This window comes from Flavobacterium sp. 2, assembly GCF_049949195.1.
Lineage (GTDB): Bacteria > Bacteroidota > Bacteroidia > Flavobacteriales > Flavobacteriaceae > Flavobacterium.
This window is the reverse complement of sequence record NZ_CP188206.1, coordinates 4,191,266-4,206,873: the sequence shown is the minus strand read 5'-3', so window position 1 is coordinate 4,206,873 and position 15,608 is coordinate 4,191,266. Positions and strand designations below refer to the sequence as shown.

Genomic DNA, 15,608 nt, shown 5'->3' with positions numbered 1-15,608 from the left:
AATAAAAAACAAATACCCGGCAAGTTTTAAAAACTTGTTAGGATAAACAATAAAACGATGAACAGAATAACTCAAAAATTACAAGAAGATAAAAAGATACTTTCTATTTATTTTTCTGCAGGATATCCAAGTTTGAATGATACCGTTCAAATTATACAGGATTTAGAAAAAAACGGAGTGGATTTAATTGAAATCGGACTTCCTTTTAGTGATCCTTTGGCAGATGGGCCAACAATTCAGGCGAGCTCGACGCAGGCACTTCATAACGGAATGACGACTCAAATTCTATTTGACCAGCTGAAAAACATCCGCGAAAGCGTAAAAATTCCGTTGATTATTATGGGTTACTTTAATCCGATGTTGCAATACGGAGTTGAAGCTTTCTGCGAGAAATGTGCTGAAATTGGGATTGACGGTTTAATTATTCCAGATCTTCCGGTTGATGTTTATGCTGATGAATATAAAGCGATTTTCGAAAAATACGGTTTAATAAACGTGTTTTTGATTACGCCACAAACTTCTGACGAAAGAATTCGTTTTATTGACAGCGTTTCAAACGGATTTATTTATATGGTAAGTTCTGCAAGTGTTACGGGGTCTCAATCTGGTTTTGGAGATACACAGGAAACTTATTTCGAAAGAATTGGAAGCATGAATTTGAAAAATCCACAAATCGTAGGTTTTGGAATTTCGAATAAAGAAACTTTCAATCAGGCAACAAAATATGCAAAAGGTGCTATTATTGGAAGTGCTTTTATTAAGCATTTGAGTGAAAGCGGAAGCGGGAAAATTGCTGAGTTTGTTGGAGGGATTAGATAAATATCTCCAATAATAAAGTCTAATTTGTCATTTCGACGAAGGAGAAATCACACTCGTAATTCAACAAAGATTGGCGACTTTGTTTGCGGAGTTACTAGTGTGATTTCTCCTTCGTCGAAATGACAAAATAAACTAGCAGAGCTGAAATACATTAGTATTTCAGCTTTTTTTTGCTCAAAATTATCGAAACCGTTTTATGTTAATATTGTGTTAAAATAAAATTAAACAAGCGTTTAAATTAAACAACTGTTTAATTTTGTACTCGATTAGAAACAATACCATGTCAAACATCGAATTAAACGATAAAAAAATTCAGATTCTTGAAGTAGCAGAAAGTCTTTTTTCTGAGAAGGGTTTTGAAGGGACGTCCATTCGGGACATCTCAAAAGAGGCAAAAATCAACATTGCCATGGTGTCCTATTATTTTGGGTCAAAAGAACGGCTTCTGGAAGCTTTAATTCTTCATAAAACCACCGATTTAAAATTACAACTCGAAAATTTATTGCAGGAAAACATTCAACCGCTTGACAAAGTCAATAAATTAATCGAAATTTACATTAACAGAATCTGCCTTAACAAAGGCATTTACAGGGTTTTACATTTTGAATTAAACAATAAAAAAAGAGAAAAAAGCCTGAATGCTTTTACAGAACTTAAAAAAGGAAATTTAAAATCTGTTGAAAGCATTATTAAACAGGGACAAGATCAGGGCGTTTTTAGAAAAGATGTAAATATTCCGCTCATTACGCCAACGATTATTGGAACCTTTTTCCACTTTCATATGAATCGTTCTTTCTTCGAAGAATTATTGGATTTAAAAACCGAGGAAATGTTTAACAATTACATTAAAAACAATCTTACAAAGCACATTCAACAAACTATAAAAGCGCTACTTGTTTATGAAAATTAGTCAATTAATGCTCTTTGGAGTTTTCTTCATCGGAATATCTTCAATTGAAGCACAAGAAAAAACAAGTTTAACCTTGGACGAAGCCGTTAAAATGGCTTGGGAAAAAAGTAACGAAGTTACGCTTGCCAACACTAAGGTAAACACAAAAAAATACGAGCTAAAAACCGTAAAAAACAATCAATATCCGGACATTAAGGTTTCTGGTCAATATCAGCGACTTACAAAAGCTTCGATTGATATGCCAAATCAGGGCGAAAGTGCTTCTTTAGCATCTCCTGACAGAGCTATGCTGGGAATGGCAAATTTAAGTCTTCCAATTTTTGCAGGTTTTAAAATTCAAAACAGCATTGATGCATACGACAACTTATATGAAGCTGAAAGTGCAAATGCTGCAAAAACAAAAGAAGATGTTGCTTTAAAAGTAATCACTTATTATACTGCATTATACAAAGCTCAAAAAACTTTAGATGTTTTAAATGAGAATCAGAAAAGTGCTAAACAACGTGTTACTGATTTTATAGAATTAGAGAAAAACGGAATTATTCCGAGAAACGATTTATTGAAAGCTCAATTATTGGTTTCGAAAACTCAATTATCTATTGATGAAGCAAATAACAACATCAATAATATCAACTTTTATCTTACTACTTTATTAAAATTAGATCCTTCTGTAAAAATTGAGGTAAATGAGCAGGATTTCTTTAATCTAAAAACAACCAACTCAATAACATCTGACGCTGTTGCATTGGAAAGTAGAAAAGATTTAGAGGCAATAAGATTACAAGGAAAAGCTTCAGAAGCTAATGTTAAAATAGCAAAAGCTGGATATTATCCTTCACTTTCATTGCTTGGAGGTTATACAGCATTTGATCTTAAAGACATTATCACGGTAAAATATGCGATGAACTTCGGAATTGGTTTATCTTATGATTTATCTGGAATTTTGAAAAATAATGTTCATGTAAAAGAGGCAGAAAGCAGAGCTTTGGAAGTTAAAAATACGGAAGCTATTATGACGGACCGCATTAAAGTTGAAGTTCAAAAATCTATTGAAGATTATGATTTGGCAATCAACCAAAGTGTAGTTTATGAAGAAGCGCTTCAGCAGGCAGCAGAAAACTACAGATTGGTAAAAGATAAGTTTGACAACGGACTTTCAGACACTAACGACTTGGTTGAAGCTGACGTAGAACATTTAAATGCTAAAATCCAAACTGCTTTATCTAAAGCAACTATTATTCAAAAATATTACGAATTACTTTCAGTCTCAGGACAATTATCACAATCATTCAATCTTTCTAAAATATAATCGATAGCTCTCATGGAAAAGAAAAAGACAAATACAAAATTCATCATCATACTTGCAGTTCTGATTTTAGGAGGCGGCAGTTACGGAATATCAAAATACTTACACTCTCAGGCACACGAAGAAACGGATGATGCTCAAATCGAGAAAAAAATGAATCCGATTATTCCTAGAGTATCAGGATATATCAGTAAAGTTTATGTGAAAGATAATGATTATGTAAAAAAAGGAGATACTTTATTTACTATCGACAAGAGAGATTATCAATTAAAGATTGATGAGGCAAATGCTGCATTATTAGGCGCTGAAGGTCAATTTGAGGCTGCTAAAGCTGATATTGGAAGCGCTTACGCAAGCATCAATGTTTCAGATGCACAAATGAAATCTGCAAGCGGTTCTATCGAAAGTGCAAAAATCAGATTGAGACAGCTTACAAACGATTATAACCGTTATAACAATTTATACAAAACGCATACCATTACAAAACAGCAATATGAGCAGGCTTTAACTGCAAAAGAAGAAGCTGAAAACCAAGTACGTGTTTTAGAACAACAACAAAAAGCAACTTCTTACCAAAAATCTGTTATTCAGTCAAAATCTAAAGTTTCTGACAAACAAACAGAAGTTGCAGCTGCAAACATTAAAAAAGCACAAACAATGCTTGATGTTGCTAAATTGAATCTTACTTATACTGTTGTAACTGCAGCAATTGATGGTCAGGTTTCTAAAGTTGACATTCAGCCAGGACAATTGGTTCAGCCAGGACAATCTTTATTTTATATCATCAATAATAACGAAGCTTGGGTTGTAGCTAACTTTAAAGAAACGCAATTAAACAAAATGGTTGTGGGACAAAAAGTAAGCTTAAAAGTTGATGCTTATCCTAATTATGAGTTTAAAGGAATTGTAACTTCTTTTTCTCCTGCTACAGGATCTCGTTTCTCTTTATTGCCTCCTGATAATGCGACAGGAAACTTCGTGAAAACAATCCAGAGATTACCAGTAAAAATTAGTTTAGATCCTTCAAACGATCCTGAAAAAGTAAAATTATTACGCCCAGGAATGAATGTTGATGTAGACGTACATTTGAAATAAAATAAATGGCAACAGCAGTACAAGCAGAAGACGATTTAGTAGAATACGGCTACAGACGTGTGATCATTACGATTACGGCAGTACTTTGTGCACTGTTGGAAATTGTAGATACAACGATTGTAAACGTAGCGCTGACAGATATGCGAGGAAGCCTTGGTGCAACCCTTACTGATGTCGCGTGGGTAATTACAGCATACGCAATTGCGAATGTTATTGTAATTCCGATGACGAGCTGGCTATCACAGCAATTTGGAAGACGTAATTATTTTGTGGCTTCTATCATATTATTTACGGTTTGTTCCTTTTTATGCGGAAACGCCAGTAATATATGGGAACTTGTAGCCTTTAGATTCTTTCAGGGAATGGGTGGAGGTGCGTTACTTGTAACCGCACAAACAATTATTACCGAAAGTTATCCGGTTGCAAAACGTGGTATGGCGCAGGCAATTTATGGAATGGGTGTAATTGTAGGTCCAACTTTAGGTCCGCCATTAGGAGGATATTTAGTAGATAATTATTCTTGGCCTTATATTTTTTACATCAATATTCCACTAGGAATTATTGCTACAATTTTAGCACTTACTTTTGTAAGAAGTCCTAAATATGGTGAAAAACTAAAAGCCAATCAGGTTGACTGGTGGGGAATTATATTATTGAGTGCTTTTATTGGTTCATTGCAATTCGTATTAGAACACGGACAGCAAGACGATTGGTTTAATGATGGACTAATTGTAACATTAAGTGTTGTAACCGTTCTTGGATTGGTATTGTTTATTTGGAGAGAGCTTACCTACAAACATCCAATTGTAAATTTAAGTGTTTTAAAAGATGGAAATTTAAGAATTGGTACCGTTTTGTGTTTCATTCTAGGTTTCGGTTTATATGGATCAACATTGATTATCCCAATTTACACGCAATCCATTTTAGGATGGACCGCAACTGATGCAGGTTTATTATTAATCCCAGGATCGATTACTACCGCGATTATGATGCCATTTGTGGGTAATATGATTCAGAAAGGTGTTCCTCAAGGTTATATGGTTGGAGTAGGATTTTTAATTTTCTTCTTCTTCACTTTTATGATGCAAACACGAATGACGCCAGACACAGGTGTAGAACATATGTACTGGCCGTTGATTTTAAGAGGAATTGGTTTAGGATTGCTTTTTGTACCTATTACCACACTTTCACTTTCTACTTTAAAAGGAAAACATATTGGTGAAGGAGCAGCTTTCACCGGAATGATGAGACAATTAGGAGGTTCTTTTGGTATTGCAATTATTACCACTTTTATAACACGTTTTAGTCAGGAACACAGAGTAAATCTGATTAATAATTTGGATCCTGCAAAATTCGATGTTCAACAACGCATTTCAGGAATGCAGCATGCTTTTATGGCGAAAGGCTATAGCGCCGATGTGGCTCTTAAAAAAGCTTATCAGGCAATAGATTATTCTATCATGAAGCAAAGTACCGTAATGTCTTACATGGATATTTTCATGTATTTAGGAATTATGTTCTTATGCTGTATCCCAATCATCCTTTTTATTAAAAAAGGAAAGAACAAAATTAGTGCAGCCGACGCAATGCATTAATAATAATAATTTTATAATACGCAGAAACGCCGAATTCATCTTTAGAATTCGGCGTTTATTTTTTGTTGTTATTCCTAAAATCTTCAGGGATTGAAATCCCTGCCTACAACATGTTCCGAGTCTCCGACTCTTTTTAAACCTTTGTAACTTTGTTACTTTGAGCCTTTGTACCTTCAAAAAATCATCTTGTAAAAACCAAATGATTCCCTTTAGAAAGATTAGCATCAAACTGATATCCTTCGTAATTAAAACCTTTTAAATCATCAATTGTTTCAGCATTTGTATCGATTATGTAACGAACCATCATACCTCTCGCCTTTTTCGCAAAAAAACTGATCATTTTTAATTTTCCGTCTTTATAATCTTTAAAATCTGGGGTAATTACAGGAACTTTCAACGCTTTTACATCAACAGCAGAAAAATATTCATTACTTGCTAAATTCACGAATAATTCGCCTTTTTTCAATTCTTTATTCAACGCTTTAGTAACTGTTGGTTTCCAGAAGTCGTGAAGGTTTTTAGATTCGGCAACTGGCATTTTAGTTCCCATTTCTAAACGGTATGCCTGCATCAAATCAAGCGGTTTTAAAAGTCCGTAAAGTCCTGACAAGATTCTCAATTTATCCTGCAAAACATCTAATTTTTCTAACGGAATTGTATAAGCATCTAAACCTGTATAAACATCACCGTCAAAAGTATAAACCGCCGGACGTGCATTTTCAGGTGTGAAAGGCGTTTTCCAATCCTGATTTCTTTTCCAGTTTAAATCGGCTAGTTTGTCTGAAATTGACATTAATTCTGATAATTCAGCTGGCTTTTTTTGTTTAACCACTTTGTGAACTATTCTCGCTTCTTTTAAAAAAGAAGGTTCTGTATATTGAGATGTTGGTAATTCTTTTTCGAAATTCAATGATTTCGCTGGCGATATAACAATTTTCATGTGTACGTTTTTCTATCTTTCAAAAATACAAATTGAATTTTTAAAAATTATCGTTTGTAATTGATTTGTTCTATTGTTGTATTTTTTTTCGCCACTCCCGATAGCTATCGGGATCACGAATTTTCAATAATTATTGTTTGACTCAGATTGCGAAGATTTTTTTGCCACAGATTACAAGATTAACGCAGATTTTTTAATCCTTTTAATCTTGTAATCTGTGGCAGAAAAAAAATAAATTCGGGTAATTAGTATAATTCGTGGCAAACCTTTTGTCTTTTCACAAAAATCAACATCAAAAACTATTAATTTCTTCAAAAAAGTGTGCTTCAGATTATAATAGGCATTTTCTATGTTGTAAATTTGCATGCATTTTATTTCATCTGAAATTCAAATTGCATTTTTACTCAAAAATTAGTGAATTCGTGGCTATACAAACAAATTATAAATCTGCTTTACAAAACAAAATCTTCGATATCATTTCGAAAGCTTCTCAGGAATTAAACGTTGACTCTTATGTGATAGGAGGATTTGTTCGGGATTTGCTTTTAAACCGAGGTTCTAAAAAAGACATTGACGTTGTTGCAGTTGGAAGCGGAATCGAATTAGCTTTAAAAGTTTCTGATTTACTTCCAAACAAACCAAAAGTTCAGGTTTTTAAAACTTACGGAACCGCAATGCTTCGATTTGAAGATACTGATATTGAATTCGTAGGCGCCCGAAAAGAATCCTATAACCGCGACAGCCGAAATCCAATTGTAGAAAACGGAACCCTTCAGGACGATCAAAACCGTCGTGATTTCACTATAAATGCGTTGGCTTTATCTTTAAATGAAAATAATTTCGGAGATCTTTTAGATCCATTTGATGGTTTAGCCGATTTAGAAACTAAAACAATCAAAACGCCTTTGGATCCGGATATTACCTATTCTGATGATCCTTTGCGAATGCTTCGCGCGATTCGTTTTGCAAATCAATTGAATTTTGAAATTGAAGAGAATTCCTTAAATGCAATCACAAAAAATGCAGAACGCATCAAAATTATAACCGGCGAAAGAATTGTAGACGAATTGAATAAAATTCTTTCTACAGATAAACCTTCAACAGGATTTTTACTTTTATACAAAACCGGACTTTTAGATTTAATCTTGCCTGAATTAACTGCGTTGAATCAGGTCGAAGAAATTGAAGGTCATACGCATAAAAACAATTTTTATCACACTTTAGAAGTTGTAGATAACATTTGTCCAAATACTGATGACGTCTGGTTGCGCTGGTCAGCTTTATTGCATGATATTGGAAAAGCACCAACAAAACGTTTCAATAAAAAACAAGGTTGGACTTTTCACGGACATGAGTTTCTTGGTGGAAAAATGGCCAAGAAAATCTTCGAGCGTTTGCATATGCCTTTGAACCACAAAATGAAATTTGTGCAAAAAATGGTCATCATGAGCTCGCGTCCAATTGTTTTGGCACAAGATATTGTGACTGACAGTGCGGTTCGTCGTTTAGTTTTTGACGCTGGCGAAGATGTAGAAAATTTAATGATTTTATGCGAAGCTGATATCACGACCAAAAATCCTGCGAAATTCAAAAAATACCATAAAAACTTCGAGCTTGTCCGCAAGAAAATTGTTGAAGTTGAAGAACGCGATCATGTTCGTAATTTCCAGCCACCAATTTCCGGCGAAGAAATTATGGAAATGTTTGATTTGAAACCTTCACGCGAAATCGGAATTTTAAAAGAAGCTGTAAAAGAAGCAATTTTAGAAGGTGATATTCCGAATGAATATCAGGCGGCTTATGATTTTGTAATTAAAAGAGCTGAGAAGTTAAACTTAAAACTTAAAAAATAATGGATGCTTTAGGGGTGCTATTTTTTTCTATACTTTTTGGGTTAATGGGATTTTCTTATTTTTTCTTTTTTAAAAAACTAAAAGCTAAGGGAGAAAATAAAAAATTAAAAATCAAATTTATAGTTGCTCTAATTTGCATTCTTGCTCCTATTATAATCACAATAATTTATTTTTGTTTTGAATTTTATTTTATTGAAGATCTTTTAAATTTTAAAATAAAAAACAATTACCTAACACGAATCACAAGAACAACTATAGTATTTACTGCAAATAGCCTTATAAACTTCTATTTATTAAATTTCTATTTAATAAAAATTAGCAAAAAAAACGAAATCGAATTAATCGGAACAGAATGAAAAAAGAGAATAAATCAGTAATCATTTGGTTACTATCAGGTTGTGTTTTATTATTTTTAATGGTTGTCGTGGGTGGCATCACACGTTTAACTAATTCAGGTTTATCAATGACCGACTGGCATTTGGTAACCGACACTTTCCCGCCTTTAACAGAGGCAAAATGGCAAGCCGCTTTTGATGAATACAAGAAGTTTCCAGAATATCAAAAAATTAATATTCACAACGATTTTCAATTAGCCGATTATAAATTCATTTATTTCTGGGAATGGTTTCACCGTTTCATTGGTCGTATTATTGGTTTGGTTTTCTTTGTGCCTTTTGTTTACTTTTTAGCTAAAAAGAAATTAGATACAGATACAATCAAAAAATGCGTTGTGCTTTTAGGAATGGGCGCTTTTCAAGGATTCTTAGGATGGTTCATGGTTCGAAGCGGATTAATTGACAACCCGGATGTGAGTCATTTCAGACTTTCGTTACACCTTACTTTTGCCTTTATCACTTTTGCATACACGCTTTGGGTAGCGCTGGATTTAATTTACCCTGAAAGAAATATCAACAAAATTTTACCGCTTCGAAATATTGCACGTTATGCTTTAGCTGCTTTATTAATCCAAATTATTTATGGCGGGTTTGTAGCGGGGCTAAATGCCGGATTAATTCACAATCACTGGCCTTTAATGAGTGATGGCGAATTTATTCATGAATCGGTTTTTATTGAGCAATCTTCTTTGATTAAGAATTTAATTGAAGGAAAAAGCGGCGTTCAGTTTGTACACAGAACTTTTGCTTATGTAGTTGTGGCGATTATTCTTTTTCTTTTCTTCAAAAGTAAAAAATATACACTTACATCTACTCAGGCAAACGGAATCAAAACTCTTGTAGCTTTTGTTTTTATTCAGTTTTTGCTTGGTGTTTTCACTTTATTATACAGCGTTCCGTTGGCTTTAGGATTGATTCACCAAATTATGGCGTTTTTCCTTTTGAGTGCAATGACATATACTTTGCATCGATTAAGTAAATAATTTAAAATTCAAGACATAAAAAAATCTTTCAAAATGAAGGATTTTTTTTGTTTTGTATATAAGGTTATAATGTTTTCAATCTTTGTCCAACCGGATTGATCCCGATAGCTATCGGGACGGCCCTACAAAACGGATCGAGCCGCTGGCTCTTTATTTGAATGGTTTTGAAAAAGATTAAATAAATTTTACCCCAACCATGCTTTAAAGTCCTGTACTTTTTCTCGGCTTACAATTACCTCATCTTCTTTATAAGATGGTAAAATAACTTTAAGTCGGGAATTAGTATATACCTGAATTTCTTTTATTGCCTGAAGCGGAACAATGAATTTTCTGCTTACGCGAAAGAAATCCTTCATATCTAATTCCTGTTCCAGAATTTCCAGAGTTGAATCGATTAAATAATTTCGATTGTCGAAAGTATGAATGTAAGTTCCTTTGTTTTCACTGAAAAAACATTCGATTTCATCTGTAGTAATTACTTTTAAATGCTGTCCGATTTTAACTGTAAAACGTTTTTTGAATGTTTTCTCAAAAGGATTTGAGAGCATTTTTCGTATTTGTTCAAAATCAAGCTGCAAATTACTGCTTTCTGATTCCGGTTTAGGAAGTCGGGTTTTGAATTTCGTCACTGCAACTTCCAGATCATCTTCATCAATTGGTTTTAAAAGATAATCGATGCTATTCAATTTAAAGGCTTTTAATGCATATTCATCATAAGCCGTTGTAAAAATTATAGCGCTTTTGATATCTATTTTTTCAAAAATTTCAAACGATAAACCATCGGAAAGCTGAATATCCAAAAATATTAAATCAGGATGCTGATTATTGGCAAACCAATCAACAGATTCTTCAACAGAATGCAGCATGGTTTCTACAGCAATATTTAATTTTTCTAATTTTCTTTGTAATAATCTCGCAGCCGGTTTTTCGTCTTCTATAATTAAAGTGGTCATTTATTAAATTGAAAAAATTAACAATTTGGTTTTGGTTATAGTTTTGGTAAAATTACTCCCATTTATTGGTATTTTGAGCTTCTTTATCCATATACTTCTGAATTTTTTTCTTTTCCCATTCACTGCCAAAAAAAACATCTGGTCCAAAAACAGAAAAAGCATGGATTACTAATGCGATTCCCCAATAAAAAGCAGTAGAATAAGTATGCCAGTCTGATAAACCGTTATAAATTATATCTTTTCCAAAGACGTCACGGTTTAAATTTGTTATTATAATTATAGCATTTACAATAATATAAACTCGTAAATGCGAGTAAAAGCCTTTTATTCTTTTGACTTTTCTGTAAGCGATATTAAAATTTTCGTCTTTACTATATTCTTCTTCGCCATAATCTTCAAAAATGTTTCTTCCAAAACGTCTCATTTTATATGTTTTTTTAATTATTGCCATTTATTTGCTTTCGTAGATTCCTGATTCATATATTCCTGAATCTTTCTTTCCTCCCAATCATCACTAAAGAATATATCTCGCCCAAAAACTGATACAGCATGCATTACTAATGCAATTCCCCAGTAAAAAGCTGTTGAATAGGTATGCCATTCAAATAAGCCACTATCATTAAAATGATTTCCGATAAACTCTCTGTTCAAACTCGAAATGATAATAATTGCGTTCACAATTAGATATACTTTTAAGTGCGAATAAAAACCTTTTATTCTTCTCACTTTTCTGTATGCAATATTAAAGCGTTCATCGCTCGAAAATTCGTTTCTGTATTCTTCGTACATGCGTCTTCTTAAACGTCCCATTTTTTTATCCTTTAATGATTATTGCCATTTCTTTTTGTTCTCTTTTTCCTTTTCCATCAGCTCTTTTATCTTTTTTTCCTCCCAGTCTTTTCCAAGAACCGGAAATACTTCAAAAACTTTTAATCCGTGAAAAAGAACTCCAACGCCCCACCACATTAATGGCCAATAAAACCAAAGATGATTTGGTGAAGTCATTAAATTTATAACAATCAAAACTATGTTTACAGAAATATAGGCCGTTAAGTTTCCATAAAAACCTTTAATATTCTCGACTTTCTTTTTAGCCAGGTAATATTTATCCTCGTCATTAAAATTTACTTCCATGATTATTCCCATTTTTGTTTTTTTACTTTTTTATTATCTAAAAGGCTTTTCAATTTTCGCTCTTCCCATTCTTCATCAAAAATCTTATATGAAGCAAACAAATCGATTACAGATACTAAAAATACACTTGTCCAAATTACCATTACAACACTATTTAAATATCGTACAGGAAAGAAATTCAGTGAAACTCCGTAAAATTCTTTTAAAATATAGATCGTCAATCCAATTGCATAAACAAATGCGTGTATATATAAAGATCTGAATTGAACAGATTTTTTGCTGAAAATTTTTTGAAACTCAAATTTCCCTCGGTCATTATTACAATTTGTTTCCATAATTATTTCCAAGTTTGTTTATTTTTTTCTTTTTCTAAAATTTCTTTTATTTTTCGCTCCTCCCAATCCTTACTAAAGGCAGGTGAAATTTCAAATGTTTTTAGACCGTGAATCACTACTCCTATTCCCCAGCCAAACACACACCATATAAACCATAAATATTCTGGCGAAGTCGTCAGGTTTATAAAAATAAGAATTATAGTTACCAGAATAAAAACGGTTAAATGCTCGTAAAATCCTCTAATCTCTTTTACTCTTTTTTGAGCTTTCTGATAACGTTTTGCTTGAGTATGATCAGGTTCCATGATTATTCCCATTTTTGTTTTTGGTTTTCTTTTTCCAAGATACTTTTTACTTTACGCTCTTCCCATTCGGTTCCAAAAATTTTAAACGAAGCAAATAAATCTATTGCGTTAATTAAAAATGCTGTTGTCCAGATGGCCATTACAAATCCGTTAATATATTTTATGGGCAAAAAATTAAATGGTACTCCAAAATATTCTTTCAATACATAAATTACCCATCCAATAAAAAAGACAAATGCGTGTGAATAAAATGATTTAAGCTTCTCTATTTTTCTTTTAGCAAACTGCTGTAAATCGTATTCCTCCTGATTATTATTGAAATTTGTTTCCATTATTTCCAGGTTTGTTTGTTGTTTTCTTTTTCTAAAATCTCTCTAATTTTACGTTCTTCCCAATCTGAGCTGTAACCAAAAACTTTAAAAGCATGCATTACAACTCCAAATCCCCAGCCCAAAGCCGAAAACCAAAACCACTGAAATCCAGGAGAATACCTCAAATTTATAAAAATTAAAAACGGAATCACACAACAATACGAAATAACATTTCCGTAAAAACCTTTTAATTCCTCTACTCTTTTTTTAGCTCTGAAATAAGCTTTATTTTCATCGCTATAGTCTGCACTTGTTTCCATAACTGTTATTTGTTTAGTTAAAATTGGAATCTTAACTGTGAATGTTTTTTCATTTTGTTCTACTAAAACTTTTCTGTTGGTTACAATTCCGTATCGGTTTACGATGTTTTGTAATCCAACTCCTTGTCTGTCCTGCAAAACTTCTTTCTTTTGAAAATCATTTTGAATCGCGAGATAATCTCCGTCAATAAAAATTCTGATATGCAAAGGTTTTTGTTCACTTACAACATTGTGTTTTACCGTATTTTCTAATAAAAGCTGCAACGATAACGGAACCACTTTTGCATCAGGATTAATGGCTGTTGAAGGCAATTCGTAGAACAAACTATTTTCGAAACGCATTTTCAGCAAATTCATGTACGTTTTCGCAAATGATAATTCATCTTCAACTGAAACCAATTCTTTATCTTTTTGCTCCAAAACATAACGATAGATTTTAGACAAAGAAGTGGTAAATCGTTGTGCATTATCTGGATTTTCTTCAATCAAAGAACTTAATACATTCAGACTGTTAAAAAGGAAATGCGGGTCGATTTGGTTTTTTAAACTTTCGAATTTGGCATTTGCTGTTCCGGCGATAATCTTTTGTTGCGTGATTTCAAATTTTGATGCCTGTTTCCATTTTACCATAAAACTTCTGGCCTGCAAAAAAGTTGAAACTCCCAAAGAAACAACGATATAAAAAAGATGTACCCAAAGCATTCGTGCACTAAAAAACACCTCTAAAGTCACGTGTTGCAGGATAACAAAAATGAAATAATTTATTCCTAAAACTACCGGAACTGTATACAACACAGTAGTCAGGATTCCGTAATAAACTCTCAAATTTGTTTGTTCCAGCCAATCCCATTTTTTATCCAGATAAACGCTAATAAATCCGTTTCCAAAACCGAGTCCGAAAGAATAAAGACAGCTTACAAAAAAAGTTACTGCAACGTTTTTAACACTGAAATCGTCTCCTAAAAATGCTGAAAATAATATGGCAAAGACCATAGAAATCTTGAAACATGTGATTGTTCCATTTCTTACATCTGCAAAGCTACTTCTATAGTCTTTCATTCTAAATCAGCTTAAATTAGTTTTTATTTTTTACAATTTTTTTGAGTTTCCAAAGCTCTTTCTAATCCCCATTTTGGAGAAAAAGGAGTTGCAGGTTTAAATGTAGCAAAAAGTTCAATAGCTCTGTCAACTTGTGCACATAATGGTTTTGTATCTACACCTGACCATTTTGCTCCTCCAATTTGATAATCAGCTTCACCAAAAACAATTCTCGGATTATTTGGGTCGATCGCTTTTCCTTTTGCGTAAGCTTCCATCACTTTAGCCGAATATTTCATTCCGTTTGTCATTGGATCTGCAACTACCCAAGCCGTATAAATTAAAGCCTGCATTGCATAAAGCTCAGCATTATTTTGATCTTTTATAAATTCAACATCTAATGCATCTTGAGCTTTAGTTAACAACAAATCGATTTTTGTTTTGTCTTTTTCTGAAAAAGCTGATGTAGTGTTAATCAAGGCTACATAATAATTAGGCAGATAACTTGTTTTTTCTGCTGCAGCGATTCTTTCAAACATTGCAGAAGCTTCTGCATTTTTTCCTTCTTTCCAAAGCCCGAAAGCTTTTCCCATTCCTTGTTCAAATTGTGTTTGTGCTGAACTTATTACTACTACAAATAATGCGATTAAAGTGATGATTTTTTTCATTTTATAAATTATTTAATGGTTGTTATATGGATTAGTTATTTGCTTATTAGAATTTAATTTCGACTTTTGAATCTTTACTGACATTAAATTTAGCGTCGGCATACGCTGGAGGTCCCATAAATCCTTTTGCATTGTTTGACGCTGCATATTCTTCTGATGGAATTCCCATTGCATTTCTATCAAGCTTTCCGTTAATGTTTTCATCATGATAGGTTGAGATCGCATATTCTCCCGCAGGAAGATTTTCAAAAGTTACAACCGCTTCATTGTTTTTAATTTCGGAAGCAAGACTTTTGTAAGTTGTTTTAAGAAAAGTTCCGTCTGAATTATATAATCCTACTTTAACAACTCCTGTATCATTTTTTAAGCCTGAAACAGCAACAGTTAATTTTACATTTTGTGCAGACATTAAGCTGCAGATAAATAAAATAGTTATGGTAATAATTTTGGTCATGATTTCTTTTTTTTAAGTTACTAAGGTTCTAAGTTTTTTTGTTGATGATTAAAACTCTGTTGTTAATTTATACTTCAAAAGTATGTCTGTTTTTACTCTTTTAAAATTAAATGATACCGAGTTGTCGAATTTGGTTACTGAATTGTTTTTTTAAGCTACTAAGATTCTGAGTGGCTAAGATTCTAAGTTTTTCA

19 protein-coding genes are annotated in these 15,608 nt (G+C 32.8%); 8 read left to right on the top strand and 11 right to left on the bottom strand.

The genetic code is table 11. The annotated features are described in order from the left end of the window. Positions 1–57: 57 nt before the first annotated feature. The 5 genes from trpA (at position 58) to ACNFIH_RS18425 (ending at position 5,725) form a co-directional block, all read left to right on the top strand. Positions 58–819: a tryptophan synthase subunit alpha gene (gene trpA / locus ACNFIH_RS18445; protein WP_426484233.1), complete on the top strand. Its 762-nt coding sequence runs from the start codon at positions 58–60 to the stop codon at positions 817–819. A gap of 280 nt (positions 820–1,099) precedes the next feature. Next, on the top strand, positions 1,100–1,729 hold the full coding sequence (locus tag ACNFIH_RS18440; RefSeq protein WP_426484232.1) for a TetR family transcriptional regulator: 630 nt from the start codon (positions 1,100–1,102) through the stop codon (positions 1,727–1,729). Continuing rightward, a complete protein-coding gene (locus ACNFIH_RS18435; protein WP_426484231.1) occupies positions 1,719–3,038 on the top strand; it encodes a TolC family protein in 1,320 nt (439 codons plus the stop codon). The genes ACNFIH_RS18440 and ACNFIH_RS18435 overlap by 11 nt, the downstream gene beginning before the upstream one ends. Positions 3,039–3,050: 12 nt before the next feature. Further along, a complete protein-coding gene (locus ACNFIH_RS18430; protein WP_426484230.1) occupies positions 3,051–4,130 on the top strand; it encodes an HlyD family secretion protein in 1,080 nt (359 codons plus the stop codon). Between the two features lie 5 nt (positions 4,131–4,135). Continuing rightward, positions 4,136–5,725 carry a DHA2 family efflux MFS transporter permease subunit gene (locus ACNFIH_RS18425; protein WP_035647667.1) on the top strand — a complete coding sequence of 530 codons (1,590 nt, stop codon included), beginning with the start codon at positions 4,136–4,138 and terminating at the stop codon, positions 5,723–5,725. Positions 5,726–5,906: 181 nt separating this feature from the next. Here ACNFIH_RS18425 and yaaA read toward each other — a convergent pair whose 3' ends face one another. Beyond that, the gene (gene yaaA / locus ACNFIH_RS18420) at positions 5,907–6,665 is read right to left on the bottom strand and encodes a peroxide stress protein YaaA (protein ID WP_035647669.1); all 759 of its coding nucleotides are present in this window, start codon (positions 6,663–6,665) and stop codon (positions 5,907–5,909) included. Positions 6,666–7,087: 422 nt separating this feature from the next. Here yaaA and ACNFIH_RS18415 point away from each other — a divergent pair, with 422 nt between their 5' ends. The 3 genes from ACNFIH_RS18415 to ACNFIH_RS18405 are packed head-to-tail and all read left to right on the top strand — an operon-like array spanning position 7,088 to position 9,896. After that, positions 7,088–8,518 carry a CCA tRNA nucleotidyltransferase gene (locus tag ACNFIH_RS18415; RefSeq protein ID WP_426484229.1) on the top strand — a complete coding sequence of 477 codons (1,431 nt, stop codon included), beginning with the start codon at positions 7,088–7,090 and terminating at the stop codon, positions 8,516–8,518. Beyond that, complete coding sequence (locus tag ACNFIH_RS18410; RefSeq protein WP_426484228.1) at positions 8,518–8,874, top strand: hypothetical protein; 357 nt, start codon at positions 8,518–8,520, stop codon at positions 8,872–8,874. Before ACNFIH_RS18415 ends, ACNFIH_RS18410 begins: the two co-directional genes overlap by 1 nt. Continuing rightward, a complete protein-coding gene (locus ACNFIH_RS18405; RefSeq protein ID WP_426484227.1) occupies positions 8,871–9,896 on the top strand; it encodes a COX15/CtaA family protein in 1,026 nt (341 codons plus the stop codon). The genes ACNFIH_RS18410 and ACNFIH_RS18405 overlap by 4 nt, the downstream gene beginning before the upstream one ends. A gap of 185 nt (positions 9,897–10,081) precedes the next feature. On the opposite strand, the gene ACNFIH_RS18400 is transcribed toward ACNFIH_RS18405, so the two are convergent. Genes ACNFIH_RS18400 through ACNFIH_RS18355 form a run of 10 tightly spaced genes read right to left on the bottom strand, consistent with a single transcriptional unit; the run spans position 10,082 to position 15,414 of the window. Next, positions 10,082–10,849, bottom strand: coding sequence for a LytR/AlgR family response regulator transcription factor (locus ACNFIH_RS18400; protein ID WP_035647681.1), 768 nt, complete (start codon positions 10,847–10,849; stop codon positions 10,082–10,084). A gap of 52 nt (positions 10,850–10,901) precedes the next feature. Further along, the gene (locus ACNFIH_RS18395) at positions 10,902–11,300 is read right to left on the bottom strand and encodes a 2TM domain-containing protein (RefSeq protein WP_426484226.1); all 399 of its coding nucleotides are present in this window, start codon (positions 11,298–11,300) and stop codon (positions 10,902–10,904) included. Beyond that, the gene (locus tag ACNFIH_RS18390) at positions 11,291–11,659 is read right to left on the bottom strand and encodes a 2TM domain-containing protein (RefSeq protein WP_426484225.1); all 369 of its coding nucleotides are present in this window, start codon (positions 11,657–11,659) and stop codon (positions 11,291–11,293) included. Before ACNFIH_RS18390 ends, ACNFIH_RS18395 begins: the two co-directional genes overlap by 10 nt. A gap of 18 nt (positions 11,660–11,677) precedes the next feature. Beyond that, complete coding sequence (locus ACNFIH_RS18385; protein WP_238567963.1) at positions 11,678–11,983, bottom strand: 2TM domain-containing protein; 306 nt, start codon at positions 11,981–11,983, stop codon at positions 11,678–11,680. A gap of 2 nt (positions 11,984–11,985) precedes the next feature. Beyond that, entirely contained in the window at positions 11,986–12,318 is a 333-nt protein-coding gene (locus tag ACNFIH_RS18380; protein WP_426484224.1) for a 2TM domain-containing protein, read from the bottom strand. Between the two features lie 2 nt (positions 12,319–12,320). Continuing rightward, a complete protein-coding gene (locus ACNFIH_RS18375) occupies positions 12,321–12,623 on the bottom strand; it encodes a 2TM domain-containing protein (protein WP_426484223.1) in 303 nt (100 codons plus the stop codon). A gap of 2 nt (positions 12,624–12,625) precedes the next feature. Further along, positions 12,626–12,955: a 2TM domain-containing protein gene (locus ACNFIH_RS18370; protein ID WP_426484222.1), complete on the bottom strand. Its 330-nt coding sequence runs from the start codon at positions 12,953–12,955 to the stop codon at positions 12,626–12,628. After that, complete coding sequence (locus ACNFIH_RS18365) at positions 12,955–14,313, bottom strand: 2TM domain-containing protein (protein WP_426484221.1); 1,359 nt, start codon at positions 14,311–14,313, stop codon at positions 12,955–12,957. The genes ACNFIH_RS18370 and ACNFIH_RS18365 overlap by 1 nt, the downstream gene beginning before the upstream one ends. Before the next feature lie 23 nt (positions 14,314–14,336). Beyond that, complete coding sequence (locus ACNFIH_RS18360; RefSeq protein WP_426484220.1) at positions 14,337–14,960, bottom strand: hypothetical protein; 624 nt, start codon at positions 14,958–14,960, stop codon at positions 14,337–14,339. Positions 14,961–15,006: 46 nt separating this feature from the next. Beyond that, positions 15,007–15,414 carry a DUF2141 domain-containing protein gene (locus tag ACNFIH_RS18355; RefSeq protein ID WP_208743580.1) on the bottom strand — a complete coding sequence of 136 codons (408 nt, stop codon included), beginning with the start codon at positions 15,412–15,414 and terminating at the stop codon, positions 15,007–15,009. Positions 15,415–15,608 lie beyond the last annotated feature (194 nt).

Bases quoted from the DNA above. Each gene is read 5' to 3' on its own strand.
- ACNFIH_RS18410 (WP_426484228.1), top strand. From the start codon at position 8,518: ATGGATGCTTTAGGGGTGCTATTTTTTTCTATACTTTTTGGGTTAATG.
- ACNFIH_RS18430 (WP_426484230.1), top strand. From the start codon at position 3,051: ATGGAAAAGAAAAAGACAAATACAAAATTCATCATCATACTTGCAGTT.
- ACNFIH_RS18375 (WP_426484223.1), bottom strand. From the start codon at position 12,623: ATGGAACCTGATCATACTCAAGCAAAACGTTATCAGAAAGCTCAAAAA.
- ACNFIH_RS18405 (WP_426484227.1), top strand. From the start codon at position 8,871: ATGAAAAAAGAGAATAAATCAGTAATCATTTGGTTACTATCAGGTTGT.
- ACNFIH_RS18400 (WP_035647681.1), bottom strand. From the start codon at position 10,849: ATGACCACTTTAATTATAGAAGACGAAAAACCGGCTGCGAGATTATTA.
- ACNFIH_RS18380 (WP_426484224.1), bottom strand. From the start codon at position 12,318: ATGGAAACAAATTGTAATAATGACCGAGGGAAATTTGAGTTTCAAAAA.
- ACNFIH_RS18435 (WP_426484231.1), top strand. From the start codon at position 1,719: ATGAAAATTAGTCAATTAATGCTCTTTGGAGTTTTCTTCATCGGAATA.
- ACNFIH_RS18425 (WP_035647667.1), top strand. From the start codon at position 4,136: ATGGCAACAGCAGTACAAGCAGAAGACGATTTAGTAGAATACGGCTAC.
- ACNFIH_RS18385 (WP_238567963.1), bottom strand. From the start codon at position 11,983: ATGGAAGTAAATTTTAATGACGAGGATAAATATTACCTGGCTAAAAAG.
- ACNFIH_RS18360 (WP_426484220.1), bottom strand. From the start codon at position 14,960: ATGAAAAAAATCATCACTTTAATCGCATTATTTGTAGTAGTAATAAGT.
- ACNFIH_RS18370 (WP_426484222.1), bottom strand. From the start codon at position 12,955: ATGGAAACAAATTTCAATAATAATCAGGAGGAATACGATTTACAGCAG.
- yaaA (WP_035647669.1), bottom strand. From the start codon at position 6,665: ATGAAAATTGTTATATCGCCAGCGAAATCATTGAATTTCGAAAAAGAA.
- ACNFIH_RS18365 (WP_426484221.1), bottom strand. From the start codon at position 14,313: ATGAAAGACTATAGAAGTAGCTTTGCAGATGTAAGAAATGGAACAATC.
- ACNFIH_RS18440 (WP_426484232.1), top strand. From the start codon at position 1,100: ATGTCAAACATCGAATTAAACGATAAAAAAATTCAGATTCTTGAAGTA.
- trpA (WP_426484233.1), top strand. From the start codon at position 58: ATGAACAGAATAACTCAAAAATTACAAGAAGATAAAAAGATACTTTCT.
- ACNFIH_RS18395 (WP_426484226.1), bottom strand. From the start codon at position 11,300: ATGGCAATAATTAAAAAAACATATAAAATGAGACGTTTTGGAAGAAAC.
- ACNFIH_RS18390 (WP_426484225.1), bottom strand. From the start codon at position 11,659: ATGGGACGTTTAAGAAGACGCATGTACGAAGAATACAGAAACGAATTT.
- ACNFIH_RS18355 (WP_208743580.1), bottom strand. From the start codon at position 15,414: ATGACCAAAATTATTACCATAACTATTTTATTTATCTGCAGCTTAATG.